The 24,001-nt window shown below is 44.5% G+C and carries 25 protein-coding genes; 6 read left to right on the forward strand and 19 right to left on the reverse strand.

The genetic code is table 11. From position 1 onward, the window contains the following. Positions 1–16 precede the first annotated feature (16 nt). From AB5Z01_RS02985 to AB5Z01_RS03070, 18 genes are all read right to left on the reverse strand, one after another. Positions 17–2,284, reverse strand: a complete 2,268-nt coding sequence (locus tag AB5Z01_RS02985; protein WP_287215218.1) for an ATP-dependent Clp protease ATP-binding subunit — start codon at positions 2,282–2,284, stop codon at positions 17–19. A 40-nt stretch (positions 2,285–2,324) separates the two neighbouring features. Further along, positions 2,325–3,203 carry a CvpA family protein gene (locus AB5Z01_RS02990; RefSeq protein ID WP_287215217.1) on the reverse strand — a complete coding sequence of 293 codons (879 nt, stop codon included), beginning with the start codon at positions 3,201–3,203 and terminating at the stop codon, positions 2,325–2,327. Between the two features lie 16 nt (positions 3,204–3,219). Beyond that, complete coding sequence (locus AB5Z01_RS02995; RefSeq protein WP_287215216.1) at positions 3,220–4,860, reverse strand: DUF5711 family protein; 1,641 nt, start codon at positions 4,858–4,860, stop codon at positions 3,220–3,222. Next, the gene (truA, locus tag AB5Z01_RS03000) at positions 4,826–5,590 is read right to left on the reverse strand and encodes a tRNA pseudouridine(38-40) synthase TruA (RefSeq protein WP_265290536.1); all 765 of its coding nucleotides are present in this window, start codon (positions 5,588–5,590) and stop codon (positions 4,826–4,828) included. The genes AB5Z01_RS02995 and truA overlap by 35 nt, the downstream gene beginning before the upstream one ends. A gap of 17 nt (positions 5,591–5,607) precedes the next feature. Further along, entirely contained in the window at positions 5,608–5,892 is a 285-nt protein-coding gene (locus AB5Z01_RS03005) for a hypothetical protein (protein ID WP_195220090.1), read from the reverse strand. A gap of 10 nt (positions 5,893–5,902) precedes the next feature. After that, positions 5,903–6,706: an energy-coupling factor transporter transmembrane protein EcfT gene (locus tag AB5Z01_RS03010; RefSeq protein WP_117956501.1), complete on the reverse strand. Its 804-nt coding sequence runs from the start codon at positions 6,704–6,706 to the stop codon at positions 5,903–5,905. Between the two features lie 77 nt (positions 6,707–6,783). Beyond that, a complete protein-coding gene (locus tag AB5Z01_RS03015) occupies positions 6,784–7,647 on the reverse strand; it encodes an energy-coupling factor transporter ATPase (protein WP_117956502.1) in 864 nt (287 codons plus the stop codon). A gap of 12 nt (positions 7,648–7,659) precedes the next feature. Continuing rightward, a complete protein-coding gene (locus AB5Z01_RS03020) occupies positions 7,660–8,508 on the reverse strand; it encodes an energy-coupling factor transporter ATPase (protein ID WP_287215214.1) in 849 nt (282 codons plus the stop codon). A gap of 24 nt (positions 8,509–8,532) precedes the next feature. Then, positions 8,533–8,832: a hypothetical protein gene (locus tag AB5Z01_RS03025; protein WP_041337612.1), complete on the reverse strand. Its 300-nt coding sequence runs from the start codon at positions 8,830–8,832 to the stop codon at positions 8,533–8,535. Between the two features lie 72 nt (positions 8,833–8,904). Then, positions 8,905–9,801 carry a carbohydrate kinase family protein gene (locus AB5Z01_RS03030; protein WP_368365318.1) on the reverse strand — a complete coding sequence of 299 codons (897 nt, stop codon included), beginning with the start codon at positions 9,799–9,801 and terminating at the stop codon, positions 8,905–8,907. Between the two features lie 28 nt (positions 9,802–9,829). Beyond that, positions 9,830–10,693, reverse strand: a complete 864-nt coding sequence (locus AB5Z01_RS03035) for a class I SAM-dependent methyltransferase (RefSeq protein ID WP_195518146.1) — start codon at positions 10,691–10,693, stop codon at positions 9,830–9,832. A 21-nt stretch (positions 10,694–10,714) separates the two neighbouring features. After that, positions 10,715–11,407 (reverse strand): flavodoxin family protein, encoded by a 693-nt coding sequence (locus tag AB5Z01_RS03040; protein WP_368365319.1) that lies wholly within the window; start codon positions 11,405–11,407, stop codon positions 10,715–10,717. A gap of 9 nt (positions 11,408–11,416) precedes the next feature. Continuing rightward, positions 11,417–12,760: a phosphoglucosamine mutase gene (gene glmM / locus AB5Z01_RS03045; protein ID WP_046441646.1), complete on the reverse strand. Its 1,344-nt coding sequence runs from the start codon at positions 12,758–12,760 to the stop codon at positions 11,417–11,419. Between the two features lie 282 nt (positions 12,761–13,042). After that, the gene (gene ruvB / locus AB5Z01_RS03050; RefSeq protein ID WP_022287457.1) at positions 13,043–14,080 is read right to left on the reverse strand and encodes a Holliday junction branch migration DNA helicase RuvB; all 1,038 of its coding nucleotides are present in this window, start codon (positions 14,078–14,080) and stop codon (positions 13,043–13,045) included. 16 nt (positions 14,081–14,096) lie between these two features. Then, positions 14,097–14,696, reverse strand: coding sequence for a Holliday junction branch migration protein RuvA (gene ruvA, locus AB5Z01_RS03055; RefSeq protein ID WP_195388167.1), 600 nt, complete (start codon positions 14,694–14,696; stop codon positions 14,097–14,099). 1 nt (position 14,697) lies between these two features. After that, positions 14,698–15,201 (reverse strand): crossover junction endodeoxyribonuclease RuvC, encoded by a 504-nt coding sequence (gene ruvC, locus AB5Z01_RS03060; protein WP_022287459.1) that lies wholly within the window; start codon positions 15,199–15,201, stop codon positions 14,698–14,700. 218 nt (positions 15,202–15,419) lie between these two features. Next, positions 15,420–15,929 (reverse strand): Gx transporter family protein, encoded by a 510-nt coding sequence (locus tag AB5Z01_RS03065; protein WP_195518149.1) that lies wholly within the window; start codon positions 15,927–15,929, stop codon positions 15,420–15,422. A 10-nt stretch (positions 15,930–15,939) separates the two neighbouring features. Further along, a complete protein-coding gene (locus tag AB5Z01_RS03070) occupies positions 15,940–16,311 on the reverse strand; it encodes a NusG domain II-containing protein (RefSeq protein WP_287215209.1) in 372 nt (123 codons plus the stop codon). A gap of 481 nt (positions 16,312–16,792) precedes the next feature. Here AB5Z01_RS03070 and AB5Z01_RS03075 point away from each other — a divergent pair, with 481 nt between their 5' ends. From AB5Z01_RS03075 to AB5Z01_RS03100, 6 genes are all read left to right on the forward strand, one after another. Then, entirely contained in the window at positions 16,793–18,079 is a 1,287-nt protein-coding gene (locus tag AB5Z01_RS03075; RefSeq protein ID WP_117891504.1) for a UDP-N-acetylglucosamine 1-carboxyvinyltransferase, read from the forward strand. 69 nt (positions 18,080–18,148) lie between these two features. Beyond that, positions 18,149–18,973, forward strand: a complete 825-nt coding sequence (locus tag AB5Z01_RS03080) for an HAD family hydrolase (protein ID WP_368365320.1) — start codon at positions 18,149–18,151, stop codon at positions 18,971–18,973. Between the two features lie 2 nt (positions 18,974–18,975). Further along, on the forward strand, positions 18,976–19,761 hold the full coding sequence (locus tag AB5Z01_RS03085; RefSeq protein WP_368365321.1) for an MBL fold metallo-hydrolase: 786 nt from the start codon (positions 18,976–18,978) through the stop codon (positions 19,759–19,761). Further along, positions 19,758–20,243 carry a 23S rRNA (pseudouridine(1915)-N(3))-methyltransferase RlmH gene (rlmH, locus tag AB5Z01_RS03090; RefSeq protein ID WP_278642548.1) on the forward strand — a complete coding sequence of 162 codons (486 nt, stop codon included), beginning with the start codon at positions 19,758–19,760 and terminating at the stop codon, positions 20,241–20,243. The genes AB5Z01_RS03085 and rlmH overlap by 4 nt, the downstream gene beginning before the upstream one ends. After that, a complete protein-coding gene (locus AB5Z01_RS03095) occupies positions 20,240–20,461 on the forward strand; it encodes a hypothetical protein (protein ID WP_368365322.1) in 222 nt (73 codons plus the stop codon). The genes rlmH and AB5Z01_RS03095 overlap by 4 nt, the downstream gene beginning before the upstream one ends. 63 nt (positions 20,462–20,524) lie before the next feature. Beyond that, complete coding sequence (locus AB5Z01_RS03100; protein WP_287215206.1) at positions 20,525–21,994, forward strand: alpha-N-arabinofuranosidase; 1,470 nt, start codon at positions 20,525–20,527, stop codon at positions 21,992–21,994. Positions 21,995–22,286: 292 nt separating this feature from the next. Here the strand turns inward: AB5Z01_RS03100 and AB5Z01_RS03105 are convergent, their stop codons facing one another. After that, a complete protein-coding gene (locus AB5Z01_RS03105; protein WP_287215204.1) occupies positions 22,287–23,603 on the reverse strand; it encodes a hypothetical protein in 1,317 nt (438 codons plus the stop codon). Positions 23,604–24,001: the final 398 nt, after the last annotated feature.

The following is a 24,001-nucleotide window of genomic DNA, read 5'->3' on the forward strand; positions in this document are numbered from 1 at the left end:
TTATAACTTTAGGCTTTTAAAGTGCGTCCACCTTTATCTCTCCGTTGTCAGCGGATATTGCCACGGCGGACACTGCTCCCTCGCCCTTGTCTATAAGCAGTTCGGCTATCTTATCCTCCACCTCGTTTCTTATGACACGGCGGATATCTCTTGCACCAAGCTTCTGACCGTATGCCTTATGTGCAATAGTTTTCAGAGCTTCATCTGTATATCTCAGGCTGATATGTTTCTCCTCCAGCGGCGACTTCATCTCGTCAAGCATAAGACCTGCTATGCCTGCGTAATTCTCCTCTGTGAGCGGATTGAACACAACTATCTCGTCTATTCTTCCAAGAAACTCAGGTCTCAGGAAATCTCTCAGTGCTTTCATTGCTTTATCCTTGGCGATATCGCTGTCAGTCTTATTGAAACCCACACCTGTATCTCTATCAGTCGAACCTGCGTTTGATGTCATGACGATAACTGTGTTCTCAAATGAAACGCTTCTGCCCTGTGAATCGTTGATACGTCCCTCGTCAAGTATCTGGAGAAGTATGTTCATAACGTCAGGGTGAGCCTTTTCTATCTCGTCAAAAAGTACCACTGAATATGGTCTGCGGCGCACCTTTTCGGTAAGCTGACCTGCTTCATCAAAGCCTACATATCCCGGAGGTGAGCCGATAAGCTTTGATACTGAGTGCTTCTCCATATACTCGGTCATGTCAACTCTGATAAGCGGCTCGGTGGCGTCAAAAAGCTCTTCTCCAAGGACTTTCACAAGCTCGGTCTTTCCTACACCTGTTGGGCCGACGAAAATAAATGAAGCCGGTCTGCGACGTTTTGAAAGCTGAACCCTTGTACGCTTTATTGCCTTTGCGACCTTATCAACGGCTTCGTCCTGGCCGATAACACGCTTTGAAAGGGCTTCTTTAAGATGCTTTATCTTATCATACTCGGTCTGAGCTATCTTATTGGCAGGGATACCTGTCCAAAGCTCTATTACCTTTGATATATCTTCTTCTGTGACCTGAACGTTTTTAAGAGTTTCTTCCACTTCTTTGAGTCTGTTCTGTATCCTGAGTATCTCGCCCTTTTCCTTTGCGATTATCTCATAGTCAGGGTCTGACTTCTGCTCGTAATCCTCAACGAGCTTTTCATGCTTTTTAAGTTCCTCGTTAAGTGCGTCGAACTCCTCTATCTCAGGTGTTCTGATACTTGTGCAGGCGCAGGCTTCATCAAGAAGATCTATCGCCTTGTCAGGGAGAAATCTGTCGTTGATATATCTTTCAGAAAGCACTGCACACTCTCTGAGCATATCGTCTGATATCTTTACTCTATGGAAATTCTCGTAATACTGCTTTATGCCTTTGAGGACTGTGATTGTGTCCTCAACTGTCGGCTCGGAAACTGTTACAGGCTGGAAACGTCTTTCAAGTGCAGAGTCCTTTTCGATATACTTTCTGTACTCCTTGAAAGTCGTTGCGCCTATTACCTGTATCTCGCCTCTTGAAAGGGACGGTTTCAGGATATTAGCTGCGTTCATCGTTCCCTCGTTATCGCCTGTGCCAACAAGGGTATGCACCTCGTCTATAAAGAGGATAACATTGCCCTGCTCTTTTACTTCCTCTACAAGTCCTTTGCAACGGCTCTCGAACTGTCCTCTGAACTGAGTGCCTGCAACAAGTGCGGTAAGGTCGAGGAGGTAAAGCTCCTTATCCTTGATATGAAACGGCACATCTCCGCCAACTATCCTCTGTGCGATACCCTCGGCAATGGCTGTTTTACCAACGCCAGGTTCGCCTATAAGGCATGGGTTGTTCTTCTGACGTCTTGACAGGATATGGATAACTCTTGATATTTCCTTATCTCTGCCCACAACGTTATCAAGCTTGCCCTCTCTTGCTTTCTGAGTAAGATTTGTGCAATAGTTGTTGAGAAATTTTAGCTTTTTCTTTTTATCCTTTGGATTTTTATCTCCGCCCTCATCGGTGGCTTTAGGCATACCTCCTGCGAGGTTGCTGAAAAGATTGGCTGCGTCACCGCCGAAAAGATTGCTCAGGAAGTTCGTTCCGCCCGGCTCAAAATCGTCCCCATCGGAAGCCTCCATAAGCTGATTTGACATTGCTTCAAGGTCATCGTCTGAGATGCCCATTGCCTTCATATAATCGTCCACCTGCGAAATGCCAAGCTCCTTGGCACAAACAAGGCAAAGTCCCTCGTTCTTCTTGTGCTGAGGGTCTTTGGCGTTCATCTGTGAGATGAACACCACAGCAGGACGCTTTTTACATCTTGAACACATTAACATTTTTATTTGCTCCTTTCCTTACTGATACACCTTACGGTAATCATTTATACAGAATATCAAAGAAGTAACTGAACAGATAGGTATTTTCAAAAACAGCGCTGTTGAACTTTGGAAGCTTGTTCTCGGTGGCATTTATCACAGTGCAGACCATAAAGGCTATCAACACCAGATACAGACCGCCTTTACAAAGACCAAGCGCCATGCCTGCGAAACGGTTTGCCGCTGTCAGACCTGCCATTCGGGTAAAAACTCCCGACAGACGCAGGATAAGCCTTATGACTATCTCCATAAGCACATACACCGTCATGAACACGCAAAGCCTTATAAAAGTCAGGGCGATCGGTCGGAAAATGTTCTTTTCCAGATACTCAGCACCAGTTCTGCCACCCTCAGAGAGAGCCTTGACGGCTTCGTCTATCTGCTCGGAAGTGAACTTCACCGCCTTAGACAGACTTTTTCCAAGCTTATTACCCTCCAGCTTTTCGCTGAGCTTTTGGGGCATAACGCTGTGGATATACTCTGAAAGCTCCTCGCCCTTTTGCTGAGCAGTATCAAGGTCTGTTCCCTTTGAAACAAGTAGCTTTTCGGTATTCTCCGCAAGAGTGCCCGCCCCTGACAGGACGTTTTTTATCTCCTCATCTGAAAGGTCGATATCAACGCCCTCGTTTTTCAGTTCATTGCTCACAAGCTTTGAAAGATCCGTCTGTTCAGCAGCGTTTTCAAGGCTCGTTATAAGCTGTGTTTTGAAATATTTGTTATATACATTTTCAGCCGACATATTGGCTATAAGAAAAGCCACAAGAACGGCTGCCACTGTTCCGAGCATTGTGATGACATATCTCACAAAGCCCTTACAGTATCCTGTCAGAGCGGTCACGATAAGGATCATTATAACTGCTCCGTCAAAAAAATATGCCATATTTTCCTGCCTTTCGTCAGGTCTCGAAAGCTATTTTGTTTATCTCATGCAGACCTAGGAAATAAACGCTATCGTTGAGGTAAACAAAGTCAAGATACTCAGAGGACACTGCCGCTGTTGCAAGTAGATTTCCTGCACTGTCATAGGCTTCTATATTATCCTCGCCGAGAAGGATCACCTTCTTGTTCTCTGCGGTCATTTTCTTAGGCTTGCCACTTTGAGTATAAACAACGCTATCAGGCTTATCTCCGTCAGAGTCCGAACGGAACACTGCAAGAGTTCCTGTTTTACGCTGTATGCCGTCAAATGCTACTGCGGCAGTGGTATCTGTCAGGGCATAGTCTGAAAGCTCCTCAGGATATTCATACTGCATAAGTATTTTACCATTGCTGTCAAGCTTGTAGAAGCAGGTATCGCCCACTACCCAATAATCGCCGTTATCGTTTCGCTGGACGGCAACTGCGAGAGTTTCAAGCTGTTCGCTCTTCATCTTCTCCTCTGTGCTGTCAAAGGTCACATAATAGATGACCGAGCGTAACGCTCCGCCACTGCTGGAAAATGTTGAGATACAACAGCCGCTTCCGTCCTTATCAAAGCTTATATCAAGTATTCTTCGTGAGCTTGACCACTGATATATCTCCGCTCCCGAGGAGTCATAAACTGTCAGCACTGCGGCATATTTCTCAGTCTGGGTGACCACTGCAACTGTGCTGTCAGGGGCTATCTCCGCCAAAAGTATAGACTGGTCTATATCCTTTGAGAGCAGCTCGCCCTTTTTATTCAGCACTCTGAAAGAATTTCCACCGTTATCGTAAACAAGCACACGCTTTCCAGATGTTCTTACAACAGGGTTTGCAAAGTTGTGAGAATTATCCGATATCTTATTGCCAGACTCGTCATAAAAAGCAATGTTCCTGTCGTCAACTCGAACTATACCGTCGGAAAGCTGTTTTATAACGTTAACGGAGCTTTCATCAAAGGTCAGCGGGAAATTTCCGCTTTGCTTTTTGCCGTCGTTTACTATAGTGGCATGAGGTCTGTCCAAAATGCCCTCAAGCTTCGGCACCCACACTCCTCTTGAAGCGTAAACGCCAACTCCGAAAGCGACCACCACTGCTATGGCGGCTATCTTTTTATAGAGCTTTTTGTTTTTCTCTTTCTTTCTTGCAGCTCTTATATCGGTGACGTTGGATATCTCCTCGTCAGACCTCTCGGCTTTCTCAGCCTTTTTCTCTTTTCTGCTTTTATGCTCGGATTTTTCCTCTTTGCTTTCTGAAGCCTGCTCTTTATTTTCACCGCCTGATACTGTTATCTTGCTTTCATCAGCTTTTTCAGGCTTTTCCTCATCGGCTTTATCCTCGGTGTTCGTCAGCTCTATTCTGCTTCGTGACTCCTCGGCTTCTTCCGCTTCTTTTCGGAGCTGTTCTTCCTGCTCACGTTCCGCCGCTTTCTGAGCCGCCTTTTTTTGACGCTTTATCTCTCTGAAAGTAACGTTCGGCATAGGCTCTTCTGCACCGTGAAACTCGTCACGCTGAACAAAATCCGTCTGCTTGGTTATTCTTATTGTTTTTTCTTCTTTGGTAGGCGGATTTTTCTTTCTCCGCCTGCTCTTTGATCTTTTATCATTCACCTTGTTCAGATCCTTTATCTTTATCATAATATACTTCGTTAAGATACAATCCCTGCGGCGGAACGGTCTTTCCGCCTCTTGTTCTGTCCTTTGACGCAAGTATATCGGGTATTTGAGTTTCTCCTATCTTGCCCTCATTTATAAAAATAAGCGTGCCTACCATTATCCTTACCATATTGTACAGAAAGCCGTCTCCCGAAACTGTGAATATCACAAGCTCGCCCTCACGTCTTACATGGAAAGAAAATATAGTCCTAACTGTATTCTCCTTTGTGCAATCGGTGGAACACATGGCTTTGAAATCGTGCGTTCCCACAAAATCCTGTGCCGCTTTATCGAGCTTTTTTTCGTCTATTGGAAACCAACTGCGGTAGGCTGTATCTTTATAAAAAGGATTTTTTATCTCGCTGTTATGTATAATATACTCATACTCCTTGCCGCTGCACATATATCTTGCGTGAAAATCAAGGGGGACTTTTTCGCACTCCAGCACTGAGATATCGTCCGGCAGCTTTGAATTAAGACCGAAAACTATGCCACGGCAGGTTATTGTGGACTCTATAAGAAAGCTTGCACAAAATCTTCTTGCGTGTACTCCTGCATCTGTTCGTGAACAGCCGTTCACTGTGACTGTCTGTCCCGTCAGCGAGAGGATAGCTTCTTCAAGCACCTGCTGAACGGCAATGGCATTGTTCTGCCTTTGCCACCCATGATAGGCTGTGCCGTTATAGGCAAGTATTATCCTGAAATTTGTCATGAGTATATCCCGTTTCTTTAGTCGAGTGTTATGGAATCTATATTGTCAAGTCTTACTATCATGGTGCTGTCGCTTTTCTTTTCGTGGACGATAAGCTTTACCCACTCGTCGTCTGCGTCAAGAATAGTACAGCTATGACCATAAATCCCGTCGCCGTCAATGGTACATTCTCTGCCGATAAGTTCTTTTATAATGCCTGACATTTTATTTCCCCCATTTGCATTTCTCTCAAGTTTCTTGACTTTTCTTTCCAAAGTGTCAAGTCTGTCGTCCTGATCCATATCTTTAAAAACACTGCTCATAATACCCCTCCTAAAGAACTATATTTATGACGATAACGCCTGCAAGGAACAGCACGCAGAATATCGAGCCGTAGAGGTCGACTATGCTCATATGGAGCTGTTTCATTCTTGTTCTGCCCTCTCCGCCGTGATAACAACGGCACTCCATTGCGAGAGCAAGCTCCTCAGCGTGTCTGAACGATGCCACAAAAAGCGGTATCAGCACTGGGATAAGGGCTTTGGCTTTCTGAATGAGTGAGCCTGTTTCCATATCCGCTCCTCTTGCTTTCTGTGCTGACATTATCTTATCTGTTTCCTCGATAAGGGTAGGGATAAATCTCAGGGCAATAGTCATCATCATTGCAAGCTCATGGACAGGCACTTTTATCTTTTTCAGCGGTGAAAGCAATCTTTCGATAGCGTCTGTCAGGTCGATAGGCGAGGTGGTGTAGGTAAGAAGCGAAGTGCCGACAATAAGGCAGATTATCCTTATCATCATGAACACTGCCGTGTCAACGCCTTCATCGGTTATCTTGAGAAATTTCCACTCAAAATAGGCTTTGCCCGTTCTGATAAAAAGCAGATTGAGTATCGCCGTGAATATTATTATCGGCACGATAGGTTTCAAGCTTTTTAGCATTAGTTTGCCAGGTATTTTCGATATGATAAAAGTGAGAATAGTAAAAGCTATGCCCACAAGAAGTCCCCACACGCTGTTTGCGGCGAAAAGCATTACTATGAAAACCGCCGTCATTATTATCTTTATTCGTGCGTCCATTCGGTGAATGACAGAATTTCCAGGAAAATACTGTCCTATAGTAATATCCTTTATCAAGGTATATTCCTCCAATTTTCTATCTCAACTTACACAGTCCTGCTCTCTGCTCATATGGGTCAAAGGCAGTCCGCTGCTTACTTATTCTTTTTCTGCTCCAGCATTTCAAGGATGACCTTTTTCGCATAGCCAACTGTATACACATCATCCTTAATATCTATGCCCATGGCTTTGAGCCTGTTTATAACTCTTGTTATCTGTGGCACTGCAAGCCCCATTGACACAAGCTCCTCAGAGCGGTGAAACACCTTTACTGTATCGTCATAGCAAAACAGCTTTGACTCGTTCATGACGAGTATCTTTGAAACGTTCTTTGCGATATCTTCCATAGAGTGGGATACCAGCAAAACAGTATTTTTCATCTGCTCATGATACTCTCTTATAAGACCAAGAATCTGCTCTCTGCCCTTTGGGTCAAGACCCGAAGCAGGTTCATCAAGGATAAGCACCTTTGGATTCATTGCCATAACGCCTGCTATAGCCACACGCCTTTTCTGTCCGCCTGAAAGCTCGAAAGGCGATTTGTCAAGTATCTCAGGGCTTAGCCCTACCATTCTTGCGGCTTCTTTGACATACTTGTCTATCTGCTCTTCCTTGATACCCATATTCTTAGGTCCGAATGCGATATCCTTATAACAGGTCTCCTCAAAGAGCTGATACTCAGGATACTGAAACACAAGACCCACCTTAAATCTTATAGGGCGAAGCCTTGATTTATCGTCCCACAGCCTTTCTCCGTCTATATAGACGCTTCCGCTCGTGGGCTTCAAAAGACCGTTGAAATGCTGGATAAGGGTAGATTTACCTGAGCCTGTATGTCCTATTATACCCACCATTTCGCCGTCATTTATCTCTATATTAACATTGTCTACGGCTGTTTTGCGAAAGGGCGTACCCTCGCCGTAAACATAAGTCAAGTTTTCCGTTTTAATTACTGCCATTGTTACTCCCTATCACTTAAGCATTTCATAAAGCTTCTGAACGCATTCGTCCTCGTGGATTATCTCGGTGGAGATGTCATAGCCTGCCCTTTTAAGCTCCCAGCAAAGCTCTGTCACCTGCGGCACGTCAAGTCCCAGATTTTTCATGGTTTCCACATTTGAGAATATCTTCTTCGGAACGTTATCCATTATGACCTCGCCACCGTCTATTACAACAACACGCTGCGCTTGTGCGGCTTCCTCCATATAATGGGTGATAAGCACGATAGTAACGCCCTGCTCGTTGAGCATTTTGACAGTTTTCATTACCTCGTCCCTGCCGTGAGGATCGAGCATGGCGGTAGGCTCGTCAAGAAGTATGCAATCAGGTTTCATTGCGATTATTCCAGCGATAGCCACACGCTGTTTCTGTCCGCCTGAAAGCTTATGAGGTGCATGAAGTCTGTATTCATACATACCGACGGTTTTAAGAGCCTCGTCAACACGCCTGCGTATCTCATTCGGCTCGACGCCCATATTTTCAAGGGCGAAAGCCACGTCCTCCTCCACGATAGTTGCAACTATCTGGTTATCAGGGTTTTGGAATACCATGCCCACCTTTTCTCTTATAGGCAGGAGGTTATTTTCGTCCAAAGTGTCCATGCCGTTCACATAGACAGCCCCCGACTCAGGAAGATTTATAGCGTTTATGCACTTTGCAAGTGTAGATTTGCCTGAGCCGTTATGACCAAGCACTGCCACAAACTCGCCTTTTTCTATGTTCAGATTTATGCCTTTAAGCACCTCCGTTTTAACAGGTGGGTCTTCAAGGTCGTTCACATAGGAAAAGTGCAGATCCTTTATTTCAATAAAACTGCTCATTTCACTTTCCTTACCAAATTTAGTTTATTCCTTATCTTCAGGCTGTTCTTTCTGTTCAGCCTTTCTTTCCTTATGCTTTTCGTAAACATTTTCGGCTTTGTCTATTCCTTTATCAAGGAGCTTTTCAGCCTTGTTCTTTACCTTTTTGCCCGTTTCGCTCTCTGCGAACTCGTGGGCTTTTTCCTTTCCCTTTTCAAACAGCTCTCCTGCTTTGCTCTTTATCTTCTGCCCCTTTTCACTTTCAGCAGCCTCGTGAGCTTTTTCTTTGCCCTTTTCAAGCATATTTCCTGCCTTGTGTTTAAGTTCATCAAAATCAAAAGACATAACCTTTCCTCCTGTCTGAAATTTTGGTTTATACCTTATTATAATATATGGGTATGCGAACGCTGTTTGCCCCTACATATTGCCCATAAGCTTTTCAATATCTTTTACTGTTGGCGGATAAAGTGCGATAGGGAACTTTTCCACCGCCGCACCTGCCACAGCACAGGCTGTTTTCACCAATGTATCGTCATCAAGACCTTTATAAAGCCCATATACAGCGCCCGCCTTAAAGCTGTCCCCTGCGCCAAGTGTTGACACTACGTCTACTTTAAATGCAGGGCACATCTTTGGCACAGCACCCTTTCTGCCATACATCGCACCCTTTTCACCAAGGGTAAATATCACAAGCCCGTCTGTATTATCTGTATAAAGCCTGAAAAGCTCGTCATAGCTTTTATCTGGATAATATTCATCAAGGTGCTGATGAGATATGCAATTTACTGCACAATGCTTATGTATATAGCTGTCATAGGCACAATCTATCGTAACGTATTTCTTGCCATATTTTACGCAATACTCAGCTATCTTATCACCAAAATAAGGGTCAGCCGCAACGCAGGCTGAATTTTTCACTGACTTCTCCGAAGGCTGTTCATAAAAAGGCTCCGGACGTGAATAAAGCTTATCCCACTCGCCAAAACAGGTGCGTGTATTTTTATCTATGATAACATAGTCGGTCACGCCCTCGAAACCCTCTGTAACAAGCTCCGAAAGGTCAGCAGTCTTGTCTGCAAAATAATCCTTTATAAGCTTTTCATTGCCGCTTCCAAGGTGAGTACCCCCAAGCTTTACAGGCACATTCAGACTGCAAAGAACAGCCGCCGCTGTTCCGGTCTCACCACCGACAAGGTGATACTTTTCCTTTATCTCTGCCGTTCCGTCTGCCTTTGGAAAATCACCGTCAAGAAGAAACGAACAGGTGGAGATCATTTGGCCGTACATATAAACATAATTCTCAGTATATTTCATGTGAACACCATTCCTTACTATAGCAAAGCTATTTCTGCCAAATTGCCGTTGAACCGCATGGAAGCACACCACCTGTTGCCTCCACCGGCAATCCTATCTCATCAGCCGTGACGTTTCCGCCAAACCTCGTTCCGAGGACATCTCTCAGGATATATGCCATAACTGAGGGTGAAAGTCCTGTGGTATAGCTGTTGAGCAGAAAGAAAAGCGGCTCGTCGCTCAAAACGCCTGAGCAGGTCTTTACAAGGTCATAGATACAATCTTCAAGCTTCCATATCTCTCCGCCAGGTCCTCTGCCGTAGGACGGAGGATCCATAACGATAGCGTCATAGGTCTTGCCTCGGCGTATCTCACGCTGAACGAACTTTTCGCAATCGTCTACAAGCCAGCGAATAGGCTTATCGGAAAGCCCTGACACAGTGGCATTCTCTCTTGCCCACTGCACCATGCCCTTTGATGCGTCAACGTGTGAAACGCTTGCACCTGCTTCGGCACAGGCAAGGGTAGCTCCGCCTGTGTATGCAAAGAGGTTTAACACCTTTATCTCTCTGCCTGCGTTTCTTATTTTGTCAGCCATGAAGTCCCAGTTCACAGCCTGTTCAGGGAAAAGACCTGTGTGCTTGAAGCCCGTTGGTCTGATTATAAACTTCAAATTCTTATAGCCTATGTTCCAGCTTTCAGGCAGGCGCTTTCTGTATTCCCATTCGCCGCCTCCCTTTGAGGAACGGTGATAAATGCCGTCTGCCTTTGTCCAAAGGTCAGAACGCTTCGGTGACTTCCAGATTATCTGAGGGTCAGGTCTTACAAGCACCTTTCCGCCCCAGCTTTCAAGCTTATCGCCGCTTGAAGTATCTATTATCTTATAGTCTTTCCAGTTTTCTGCAATTCTCATAATTCTATCCTTATATAAAATTTACTTTTTCCACGGCCTTTTATTTTCCGTCCAGCCCTTTGCCTGCCAATATGCACTGTCAGCAGGGTTCCAGCCCTTTTTGTTTGCAAAGTGGAAAATGGTGAAAAACATTCTGCCCTTAGCACTGACCTTTGGCTCAAAGCTGTCGCTTTTAAGCTTTGCGGCAATGCTGTCGGTCTTTTTCTCGATCTTCGCAAGCATTTTGTCTGAAACCTTGCTCCAGCTCGTTGAGTGTATGCCGAAGCCTATCTTATATATCTTAGGCACTCCCCAGAATGACAAGCTATCCGCCATATCTTTGTTAGTGTTTTTCATACCTGCACCTGCGGTTGTGGATATGACCACAGCACGCTTTGAGAACATTTTCTCCTCAGGTCTATGGACTATCCAGCGCCAGCCGTAATGGTCGAGCCATGCTTTCATCGAGCCTGTGCAGTGGTAGACATACACAGGGGAAGTAAGTATCAGCACATCTGCATCGTCCACCGCTTTGGTGATAGGGTCGAGCTTCTCATAGTGAGGACACTTTTCTTCGCCTTTCATAAAGCAATTGGTACAGCCGCAGCAAAACTCTCCGAAATCTCTCGGCAGGAAGAACTCTGTCACCTCGCCGCCAAGTTTATCGGCTAACATTCTGCCTATATGATATGTAGAGCCTTTATGGTTTTGACCATTTATCAAAGCTATTTTCAAAATATCACCTTACATTTTTTCGATAAGCTCCGCTATCTTGTGTGCATATTCTGTGATTATGCCTGTTCTCTTGCCCTCTATCATAACACGAACGAGAGGCTCTGTGCCTGACTCACGGACAAGTATCCTGCCCTCGTCACCAAGCTTTTCGGAATACATCTTTATAGCGTCTGTTATCTCAGGGACTTTATCCCACATACCCTTTTTGTCTGCTGTTATCTTAACGTTCACAAGCACCTGTGGGTAGCACTCCATGCAGGAAGCAAGCTCGCTTGCCTTTTCGCCTGTACATTTGAGGACTGTCAGAAGCTTTGTACCTGTCAGCTCACCGTCGCCTGTGTTTGCATAGTCAAGAAGGATTATATGACCTGACTGCTCACCGCCTATATTATAACCGCCCTTGAGCATTTCTTCAAGAACGTATCTGTCGCCCACCTTTGTGGTAGCGGCAACGATGCCGTTTGCCTTTGCATACTTGAAGAAGCCGAGGTTTGTCATAACTGTAACAACGCAGGTGTTGTTTTTGAGTATGCCCATGCTCTTCATATATTTTGAAAAGATAGCCAGTATCTTGTCACCGTCGATAAGCTCGCCCTTTTCGTCAACTGCAAGACATCTGTCAGCGTCGCCGTCAAAGGCAAGACCGATATCGCAATGATTATCAACAACTGCCTTTTGCAGACCCTCGATATGTGTTGAACCGCAATCCTTATTTATATTCGTTCCGTCCGGCTTATCGTTGAGCATTATGCACTTAGCACCAAGTCCCTCGAAAATTCTCTGTGCGCAAACTGACGCTGAGCCGTTTGCACAATCAAGAGCCACACGGATACCGTTGAAATCTGTCTGAACTGTTTTCATAACGTAGCGGATATAATCCCAAGCTGCGTCCTTTTCATAATAAACGTGACCTATATCACAGCCGTCCTTAAGCTCTATCTTTTCAGGTGTGTCCAGGATAAGTGCTTCTATCTCGTTTTCTATCTCGTCAGAAAGCTTGAAGCCTGTGCCAGAGAAAAGCTTTATGCCGTTAAACTCAACAGAATTGTGTGAAGCGGATATCATAACGCCTGCGTCTGCGTTGTATTTCTTTACAAGCATTGCAACGGCAGGGGTAGGAACAACACCGAGTATATGAGCGTCTGCACCAACTGAGCAGATACCAGCCACCAGTGCGGACTCCAGAATGTCGCCTGAGATACGGGTATCCTTGCCTATGATTATCTTAGCCTTATGGTTTGTTTCCTTCGTGAGTACCATTGCGGCAGCTCTGCCTATCTGCATAGCAAGCTCACAGGTAAGCTCTGTGATAGCTACTCCTCTTGCGCCGTCAGTTCCAAATAATCTTCCCATAATAATTAGCTCCTTTTCGAGGTCATACCTCTATATTATTTTTTATTTATGTAAACTCTATATTAACACACATATTAAATTTATCCGATACAATTTTTATCAAAGACAGAAAAGTGCGGTAACGGCGACCAAAAATCGCCAATACAGAACAAGACAGAAAGTGCGGGTCCTATTCGGGCGAACACTGTTCGCCCCTACAGAACAAGAAATTCATCGCCGCTAGGCGATACCATAATTCCTCATTCCTCACTCCTCATTCCTCATTAAGCATTCCTCACTAAATCAAAGATGCGTTTGTCCATCTTTAAGAAATCCCAGATGATCATAAGCAAGCTGTGTCGCCACACGTCCCCTTGGGGTCTTTGAGAGGAAACCTAACTGCATAAGATAAGGCTCGCAAACGTCCTCAATGGTGACTGACTCCTCGCCGATAGCCGCCGCAAGGGTTTCAAGTCCCACGGGGCCGCCGTCATAGCCTTTTATTATCATCGTCAGCAGACGTTTGTCGAGAGAGTCAAGTCCCAGCTTGTCAACGTCCATTCTGTTGAGGGCTATCTTTGCAATGTCTGCGGTTATCCTGCCGTTGCCCATGACTTCGGCAAAATCACGCACACGCCTTAAAAAGCGGTTTGCTATTCTTGGAGTTCCCCTTGAACGCTTCGCTATCTCCTCTGCACCGTCATCATCACAAGCCACACCAAGCAAAACTGCAGAACGCTTTACGATATCGGAAAGCTGTTCTGTATTGTAAAGCTCCAAACGCTGGATAACGCCAAAACGATCTCTCAGCGGTGCAGAAAGCGAGCCTGCTCTTGTGGTCGCGCCTATAAGAGTGAACTTGTTAAGCTCTATCCTTATAGACCTTGCCGCAGGGCCTTTGCCCATGATTATATCCAAGGCATAATCTTCAAGGGCAGGATAAAGAACTTCCTCCACCTGTCTTGAAAGGCGGTGAATCTCGTCTATAAAAAGCACGTCGCCTTTTTCAAGGTTTGTGAGAAGTGCCGCAAGGTCTCCCGGCTTTTCAATGGCAGGGCCTGAGGTTATCCTGATATTCACTCCCATTTCGTGAGCGATTATGGCAGAAAGAGTGGTCTTGCCCAGACCAGGCGGGCCGTAAAGCAGAACATGGTCAAGGCTGTCGCCCCTGTTTTTTGCCGCTTGTATATATATTTTCAGGTTCTCCTTGACCTTTTCCTGACCGATATACTCGTCAAGTGTTTTAGGTCTAAGGCTCACCTCGAAATCGTCAGTTGTTTCCGCCTGAGTTTCTTTCGGGGTGACTATCCTGTCTATATCAAAATCTCCTTTTTCGATCATTTATGGGGTTCTCCTCTCAAAATTTCGCAAGTCCGATAAGAGCTTTCTTTATAAGCTCCTCAACGCTCAAATTCGGGTCAAGCTTTGATATCACTGACATTGCTTCGCCCTCGGTATATCCAAGCACCACAAGGGCTGTGACAGCTTCTTCGACAGCTCCGCTTGGAACAGCCGCAAAGCCCTGAGCCGCATTTCCTCTGACGGATATGGTATTCTCTTTTGCCACCTTATCCTTAAGCTCGAGGACTATCCTTTGTGCTATCTTTGTACCGATACCCTTTATCTTTGTGAAAGCCTTTGAATCCCCCGTTGCAACCGCAAGCGCAAACTGTGACGGAGAGCAGGCTGAAAGTATGGCAAGACCTGCCTTCGGACCTACTCCGCTGACAGATATGAGCATACGGAAGCTTTTAAGCTCCTCCTTAGTTGCAAAGCCGAAAAGCTCCACCGCGTCCTCCTTTACGGCAAGATGTGTATAAAGCTTGACCTCGCTTTTGCCTGCTATCTGCTGCAAGGTGGAAAAAGTAGTTTTGCAGGCATAGCCCACGCCTGCACATTCTATTACGGCAAGGTCGCTCTCGGTATGAACGAGCTTTCCGCTAAGTGAATATATCATATTATTTCTCCTCAAAATTTTTCATAACACGCCTTGTGTTCACCGAAAGCCCGTGAGTTATAGCGATAGCCACTGCGTCCGCTGTATCGTCAGGCTTTGGGATAGCTTTAAGATGAAGCATAGTCTTTGTCATTTCCTGCACCTGCTTTTTCTCGGCACGTCCATAGCCAACTATGGAGCATTTCACCTGCAAAGGCGTATATTCATAGATTGGAATATTTCTTATTATGGCAGGAAGCAGGGTAACTCCCCTTGCCTGTGCAACGTCAATGGCGGTCTTTTCATTGGTATTGAAAAACAGCTTTTCTATTCCCATTTCGTCAGGCTTATAGGTGGTTATTATCTCGGTCATATCATCATAGATGACTTTCAGCCGTCTGTTGAAATCCATATCCGAAGAAGTGGTTATTGCACCATAGTCAACAACAGTGAATTTTCCGCTGTTGTATTCAAGCACTCCGAATCCCACAATGGCGTAGCCCGGGTCGATACCAAGTATTCTCAAATCCACTCCTCCGTTCAAATTCAACGCTATCCTATAATGACCCTATTATAACAACTAATTATACCATATTTTTCGGTCAAATGCAAGCAAAACGCTGAGTTTTCACCTATTTCTCACAAGACGAAAATGTAGAAATGCCACTTTGTGAAAAGTCTGTTTTTGGCTAAACTGACTATAGAGCAAAACAGCGGTCATCAGGTATGCCCCTGACGCCGCTGTTATCTTTTTATGCTGTATTTTCTAAGTGGCGACTTCCACAATCTTTGGAGGATAAGGCCATTGAGCGTGCCTGTGAGAATGCCGCTTATTATGAGATAAGGCAAAAGGCTGAACACCGCCCATGTGCCTGATATCACTGCCGCCGCACAAAGCTGACCTATGTTATGGAAAAAGCCGCCAAAAACTGATGTCACCCAAAGCTGGTTTTCACCAACTCTCGAAACCGCAATGCACATGGCGAGATACGCTAAAATTCCGCCTGTGAGTGAGAACGCAAAGCTCACCACAGTTCCGTAAAGTCCTGCCGCAAGGACTATCCTCAAAAGCAGCACCAAGCCTGCCTCTTTTCTTCCGACAAAAAGCATTGCTGCCATTGTGACGATATTGGCAAGTCCAAGCTTCATGCCGCCTATGGGCATAACAGGAAATTGTGCTTCAACCATGAAAATGATAAGTGACAAGGCGGTAAAAATTCCTATGAGGGTGATTTTTTGTACTGATATCTTCATGCTTCCACCCCTATATCACAGCGTCAGCAGATGTCTCACCGACTATTTTTATCACAAGCTTGTGCGGTGCACAAATGACGGTCTGTCCTGCGTGGGATATCTTTCCTGCATGAACACAGGTCTGGTTTGAGCAATCAGCGACAGACACCCAAATGCTTCCATCACCAACAGTTATGGTATTAGTGCCGTTTTCTGTTTTTATCTCAAAGGAATACTCCTTATCGGGAGAAAGGTCTGAAACTGTCTTTATGAGCTTGCCGTTTTCATATATCTCGGCAGATTTTTCTCCGCTCTTTCCACCTGTGAGGAAAATAAATATCAGGCACGCAGCGATAACAGCCGCAAAAACTGCTGCCCATATGAGATTCTTTCTTTTTACCACTGCCGCACTCCCCTTTTTACAGTATATCTGTTGTTATGAGTATACCACAGCCGTTCTTTTTCGTCAAGACAAACGGCAAGTGTCTGATTTTTTGTACTTAAATATTACACTAAGGTTACAATAAGGTACAAGATTTCGTACAGTTGTAACATTGCTGTAATTTTCACCGAAAAAGCCGAAAAAATTGTCGAAAATTTATCAAAATATCCTTATTCACTATTGATTTTTTGAATGGGGTGTGTTAAAATATAAGAGTTGAATATTCTATTGTTAAGAGTATGTGAACATTTGTTCTTTTTATAGACCGCCATAGCCTGCATTATATGGGCAGATTTAACGATTGCTTGGGTGTATGTTAAATGATTTTAACCAAATCGTTGAAATTCTTGCTTTTTGCTTTTATTTTGCCTGTGGCTGTGGTATAATAATCTGAGCGTCGGCAGAGATAGAAGCCGACAATCTCGTTAAGGAGTGTGTAAACTTGGAGAAGTTTGTTATACATGGAGGTAAGCCGCTGCATGGTACTGTGCAGATAAGCGGTGCAAAAAACGCTGCTGTTGCATTGGTTGCGGCAACTATCCTGTGCGACGAGCCGTGCGTTCTTGAGAACGTGCCTGAGATAAGCGATATAACTAAGTGCATGAAGATCCTGCGTGAAATGGGCGCAGAGGTCAGACTTTTAGATAAAAATACTATATATTTTGACACAAAGGGCATTGAAAAGCCTGAAGTGCCATATGAACTTGCAAGAACCATGAGAGCGTCATGCTATTTTCTTGGCACACTGCTTGGAAGATTTCACGAGGCTTTTGTTCCGATGCCGGGCGGCTGTGACCTTGGCGACAGACCTATAGATCAGCACCTTAAAGCTTTTAAGGCGCTTGGTGCGTCTGACGAGATAGTGAACGGAGCTAATCATGTCACAGCAGACGAGCTTGTGGGCAATCAGATATACTTTGACTTTGTTACAGTTGGCGCAACTATGAATGCAATATTTGCCGCTGTAAAGGCAAAGGGGCTTACTATAATCGAAAATGCGGCGAAAGAGCCTCATATCGTTGACCTTGCGAACTTCCTTAACTCAATGGGTGCTGATATCAGAGGCGCAGGCACAGACGTTATCAAGATAAGAGGCGTTGATTACCTCAAAGGCGTTACCTATGCGACTATCCCTGACCAGATAGAGGCAGGCACTTATATGGTAGCGGCGGCTGCCACAAAGGGCGACGTTGTTATCGCAAACGTTATTCCTAAACACCTTGAGTCTATCACGGCAAAGCTCCGCAAGGTAGGCGTAAACGTTGAGGAAAGCGACGAGAGCGTTCATGTTTGGGTGGACGGTCCGCTCGTGAAAACTTCTATAAAAACTATGCCACACCCTGGCTTCCCTACTGATATGCAGCCGCAGTTCTCAACACTGCTGACGCTCGCAGAGGGTACGAGCATCGTTACAGACGATATTTTTGACAACAGATTCAGATATGTGGCTGAGCTTAGAAGAATGGGCGCTGACATTTCTGTTGACGGCAAGGTGGCTGTTATACAGGGCGTTGGCAAGCTCAAAGGTGCTCCTGTTGTGGCGACTGACCTGAGAGCAGGCGCTGCCATGGTGATAGCAGGACTTGCCGCAGAGGGCACTACTGAGATAGACAATATTTTCTACATCGAAAGAGGATATGAAAAGATAGATGAGAAACTCAGAGGGCTTGGAGCAGACATTCAGCGTGTTTACAAGCCTGACGCTAACGAAATGGAGCTTAGCGGCTGATAAATATTGATAACACTGCGGCGGCATATTATTTGCCGCCGTTTTTTACAGCATTTGAGAGGACATGATATGGAGCTTTTTATTTCCGACCTTGACGGAACGTTGCTTAACGGCAATGCAGAGGTGACGGAGTTCACAAGAAACACTTTGAACAGGCTCATTGCAAAGGGGCTTAACTTCACTGCCGCCACTGCAAGGACGCTTGCTTCCGCAGGAAAAATACTTTCGGGGCTTGACCTGAAGCTTCCTGTGATACTTATGAACGGCGTGCTTATTTATGATATGGCGGAGAAAAAATACGTCAAGATAAACAGCCTTTCCAGGGAGCTTTGCGGTCTTATCATAGGTCTTTCAAAAGGACTTGGTTTAGAGCCTTTTATGTACTCGATTTCAGATAACCAGCTTTCCACAAGATATGAGAGGCTTATTTCACCTGCAATGAAGAGCTTTTACAACGAGCGCAGGGAGAAATATTACAAGTCTTTCACGCAGGTCAGTGACCTTTCTCAGTACATTGACAATGTGATATACTTCACATTTATTGCAGAAAAAGAAAAACTTGTACCGCTGTATGACGCTCTTAAAGAAAATAAAAAGCTGAACATTACATACTATTATGATGTTTATGACCCCAAGCTTTGGTATCTTGAAGTGTTCTCTTCGATGGCTTCTAAGGAGCAAGGCGTGAGGTATCTTCGTGAGAATTACGGCTTTGACTTTGTCACGGCTTTTGGCGACAACACCAACGATCTGCCTATGTTCAAGGCGGCTGATAAAAGAGTGGCAGTAAAAAACGCCTGCAAAGAGGTGCTTGAAGGCTGCGACCAGGTGACAGGCACAAATGAGGAGAACGGCGTTGCAGAGTATCTTCTGAAAACTTTTGAAAGGAATTAGTTATGGCAAGGATATATCCACTTTTTTCATCAAGCAAGGGCAACAGCTCTTTTATCGGCAACAGTGACGGCGGGATACTTGTTGACGCAGGAGTATCCTGCAAACGTCTTTGTGAGGCTTTGAAAGCTAACGAGATCGACCCTGCTGTGATACAGGGAATTTTTATTACACACACACATTCAGACCATGTTTCTGGGCTTAAAGTTCTCACTAAGAAATATCATATCCCTGTATTTGCCCAAAAGACCAATCTTGAAATACTTGTATCTGACGGCAAAATAGACCCTGCCTGTGATGTCAACGAGGTGGACGACAATGAAGTGTGCATAGGAGATTATGCCGTAAAAGGTTTTGCCACATTTCATGATACCCCTGCAAGCTGTGGATATCAGATAAAGACCCCTGACGGCAAGCAGGTGTGCGTATGCACCGACCTTGGAACTGTTGCAAATGAGGTGGATATGCACCTGAGCGGTTCTGACCTTGTTTTGCTGGAGTCAAATTATGATGAGTCAATGTTGAAAAATGGACCTTATCCATACGAGCTGAAAAGGCGCATCGCTTCAGACCACGGCCACCTTTCAAACTCTGCCTGCGGAGAACAGCTAAAAAAGCTTATGACAGCAGGTACATATAAATTTATTTTAGGGCATTTAAGTCAGGAAAACAACACGCCTTTGCAGGCTGAAAACACGGCTGTGGGAGCACTTGGGGATTACGAGCGCAACAGCGACTATATTTTACATATAGCGAAGCCTGAGGGCAGCGGAATGGCGGTGGCATTTTGATAAGGATAAATCTTATTACAGTTGGAAAGCTGAAAGAAAAATACTGGCGTGACGCAGCGGCGGAATACTCAAAGCGGCTTGGAGCTTTCTGCAAGCTTGAAATAGTTGAGCTGAACGAGTCGAGGTTATCTGACAACCCCTCCGAAAAGGAGATAGCGGCGGCGCTTGAAAACGAGGCAAAAGCCATGAAAGGCTACACTGACATCAAGGGTGCATACAATATTGCAATGTGCATTGAGGGCAAGCAGCTTTTAAGTGAAAAGCTGTCCAAAAAGCTCAGCGAATGCGGTCTGAACGGATTCAGCACAGTGAATTTCATAATAGGCTCTTCATTCGGCATTGCCCCTGAGATAAAGGCGAAAGCTGACCTGCGCTTATCAATGTCAGAGATGACATTTCCGCACCAGCTTGCAAGGATAATGCTTTTGGAGCAGGTTTACAGGGCGTTTCAGATAAGTGCTAATACTAGGTATCATAAGTGAATTTCGGATATGACAAAACCGCCCTTTGTGACTGTCATGTAGTGATGAACATCAAGATCGAGCATCTTATTGTAAAGTTCAAACAGCTCACTTTCGGTCTTGCTGGTCAAAAAATCATTGGCATTGATAATTTCAAGGACAAGCTTAAAACGGCTGATAAAAATATCGTTCAGCTTGTATGCACAGCTTTTACTGTCCATAGAATCATCTGTAATTGAAATATGAGGATTTCTTGACTTAGTATTATAATATTATAATTCAGCATGCTGCGGAGGTATAACATGAAAATAATATCAATGGTAATAAATGCAGACGACAGGCTCGGACATATCTCTCCCGAGATATACGGACATTTTTCCGAGCATCTCGGAAGATGTATCTACAATGGTATATATGTGGGTGAAAATTCACCTATTCCGAATACAGACGGAATAAGGAATGATATCATTGAGGCGCTCAGAAATATAAAAGCTCCCGTTTTCCGCTGGCCCGGCGGCTGCTTTGCAGAAGAATATCACTGGCAGGACGGTATCGGCGAAAAATCTCTGCGCCGAAAGATCGTGAACACGAACTGGGGCGGAGTTACGGAGGATAATTCTTTTGGCACGCACGAATTTATGCGCTTCTGTGAGCTTGTTGGCTGCAAGCCTTATATAAACGGCAATGTTGGCAGCGGCAGTGTTCGTGAATTATCCGAATGGATAGAATATATGACCTCAGATGCGGAATCACCTCTCACAGAGCAGAGAAAGAAGAACGGCAGAGCCGAGCCGTGGAAACTCGAATACCTCGGTATCGGCAATGAAAACTGGGGCTGCGGAGGAAATATGCGTCCCGAATATTACGCCGACGTTTATAAAAGGTATCAGACATTCTGCCACAATTATTCGGGAAACAGACTTTACAGAATAGCCTGCGGTTCAAGCTCTGCCGACTATAACTGGACAGAAGTCATGATGAAAAATCTTGACAGCAATAATGTTGATGCTATCGACCTGCATTATTATACGATGCCAGTATGGCCCGAAATGGAGTCTGCCACCGATTTTGATGATGAGCTTTATTATAAAACTATCGCTGCAGCGAACTTTTCCGATGAGCTTATCACAAGACATTCGGAGATAATGAACCGCTATGATCCCGAAAAGAAAATAGGACTTGTAATAGGAGAGTGGGGCTGTTGGCATAAGGTAGAAGAGGGTACGAACCCGGGATTTTTATATCAGCAGAATACAATGCGTGATGCTATCGTTGCTGCAATAGAGCTGAATGTTTTTAACAGACACAGCGACCGTGTTGTAATGGCAAACCTTGCGCAGGCGGTGAATGTTCTCCAATCGGTTATTCTTACAGAGGGCGATAAGATGATAAAAACGCCTACATATCACGTTTTCGACCTTTTTAAAACACACCAAAACAACGAGGCAGTTTACTGCTATACGCAGAACGAAAATATGTCGGAAGGTAAAAATGCTCCGATGATCTCGGTTTCCGCATCGGTGAACGAAAAGAGTATGACCGTTACCGTCGCAAACTGTTCGCTTACGGAAGAGGCTGCTGTTGAATGCAGCATTTTCGGATTTAAAGCATCATCAGTTTCTTGCAGGATACTTACAAACGAGGCGCACAGCTATAACGACTTCGACTGTCCCAACAAAGTGAGCATTACCGAGCATACGGCAGTCATCAAGGACAATGTGTTAAAGCTGAATATTCCGCCTTGTGCTGTTGTGGAATGTGTTGTTGACTAAATATTGGAGCATATTCACAGTGCATTTCGTCTTTATAATAAAAACATAAGCATAAGAGCTGCGTTTCATTAAAGAAGCGCAGCTCTTTGTTTTATAAAGCCATAATATGTTGGGCATTGTGCTCGCAAAAAAAATAATGCACAAAAGAGGCTTCTGTTGATAAAATGTGAATGTGTTCACATTTTTGGATTTTCTCCTTATGTGCTACAATTCAGCAAGGAGTAAACCGAAGGATTTGTCAACATGACAAAACCGCCGCAACCAAACTCGGTTGCGGCGGTAATTTTATCTGCTATGAATTATTGTTCTTGCTGTAATACTCTGTCTGCTTATCGTAGACCACTTTCGGCGTGTAACGCTTTATGGCCTTGTTGTTCACCTTGATGTCAAGCTTTTCTACCCAGCTTGTTAATTTCTTCTGAAATTCATCGCTCTTCATTTCTTTTAGAATATCTTCATGATTGTCCTTGGCATATTCTGTATCTCTGTCCTTAATATCGCCCTTGATAAGAATGTAATATGCGTTATCGTCCTCATAAGCTGTTGCAACGTCTGTGCTCATACCGCTTACTTCTTTGAGTATCTTGCCGTTTGTAGTGTCTTTCTGTGAATCGTCCATTGTGCCGTAATTCATCATCTTTTCATTTGCATACGGGTCAGGTGCAGAAGAAGAACTGTCTGCGGAAGAATCTGTGTCTGACGCTGCTGTGCTTGAATCTGCTGTGCTGTCAGATACAGAAGATGTGTCATCGCTTGCTGTGGAGCTTGTGTCGCTCTCTGCTACAGAAGAAGTGTCGTCAGAAGTCGTGCTGCTGTCTGCGGCTGATGAATCGCTGTCAGCGGCAGAACTTGAATCTGAGGCTTTCTTTGATGCAACATAGTCGTTGTACTCGTCTATAATGCTGTCGAAATCGTCAAACGAAACGCCCTGAGCCTTTTCAAGGAACTCATCTCTTTTTGCCTTGGCTTCCTCATTTGCAGCGTCTGCTGAGTCTGTAGAAGAATCGGTGGCTGATGAAGAAGAATCAGTTGATGCTTTAGTTTTTGCAAAGGAAATGGACTTATATCTCAGGTAGTTATCATCAAGATACTTCACCATTTCATCGTCTGAAACGGCTTCCTCGCCGCCCTCTGCATAGTAGTGATCAAAAAGCTCTTCCCTCATTTTCGAGCCTTTGAGTGCAAGCTTTACAGATTCCTTTGAGATACCCTCTGACTCGTAAAACTCGCCCTGAGAATCCCATGTGCTGCTTATGCTGTCATTAATGGACTTTATATCCTCATCTGAAAGAGTAAGTCCAAGCTCGTTGAACTTGTCAACTACAGCTGCATACTCCTTAGTTGCAGTGAGAGCATAATCTGAAAGATACTCGTCAAATGCCTTTCCGTCTACCTTCTGATCGAAATAGTCCTTTTTGATGCCGTTCTGATAATACATCATCGTCATTTGATATGACATTTCTGTAAGCTCGTTATAAATGTAGATACCTGCGTTTATTTTGCTGTCACCTGCTGTCATCACATAGCTTGTGTCCGAGCAAGAGGTAAGGCTCGCAGTACAAAGCAATGCGGCAGTAAGAGCAGCCGTTATTTTTTTAGCTTTAGCCATTTTATTATCCATTTCCTTTCCGAAAAAAATCGTCTTACTAACAGGCAGAAAACCGCCTTAACTTTTACATTATACTACATTTGAGCCTATAAGTCAAGTGGATATGTGTCTCTCACACGCAAAAACGTGTAGTGCTACAATAGATATTGGACAAAATTAAGAAAAAAGAAAAGAGAGATAGGCAAAAATCTGATAAAATAAAGTTACCACACAAATACAAATCAGAAAGGAAGCCTATCTCTCATGAATAGTATAACACAAGATATGAAGTTTCGTCAATCCTTAATGAATTACGCAAAGAAATATGGAGTGAGCCGAGCAAGCAGAAAATACAATAAATCACGTTCATATATATATTTCTGGCTGAAACGCTGGGACGGAAGTGTGGAGTCCCTCGC

It is taken from the genome of Ruminococcus sp. RTP21359st1_H3_RTP21359_211015 (assembly GCF_040909065.1).
GTDB lineage: Bacteria > Bacillota > Clostridia > Oscillospirales > Ruminococcaceae > Hominimerdicola > Hominimerdicola aceti.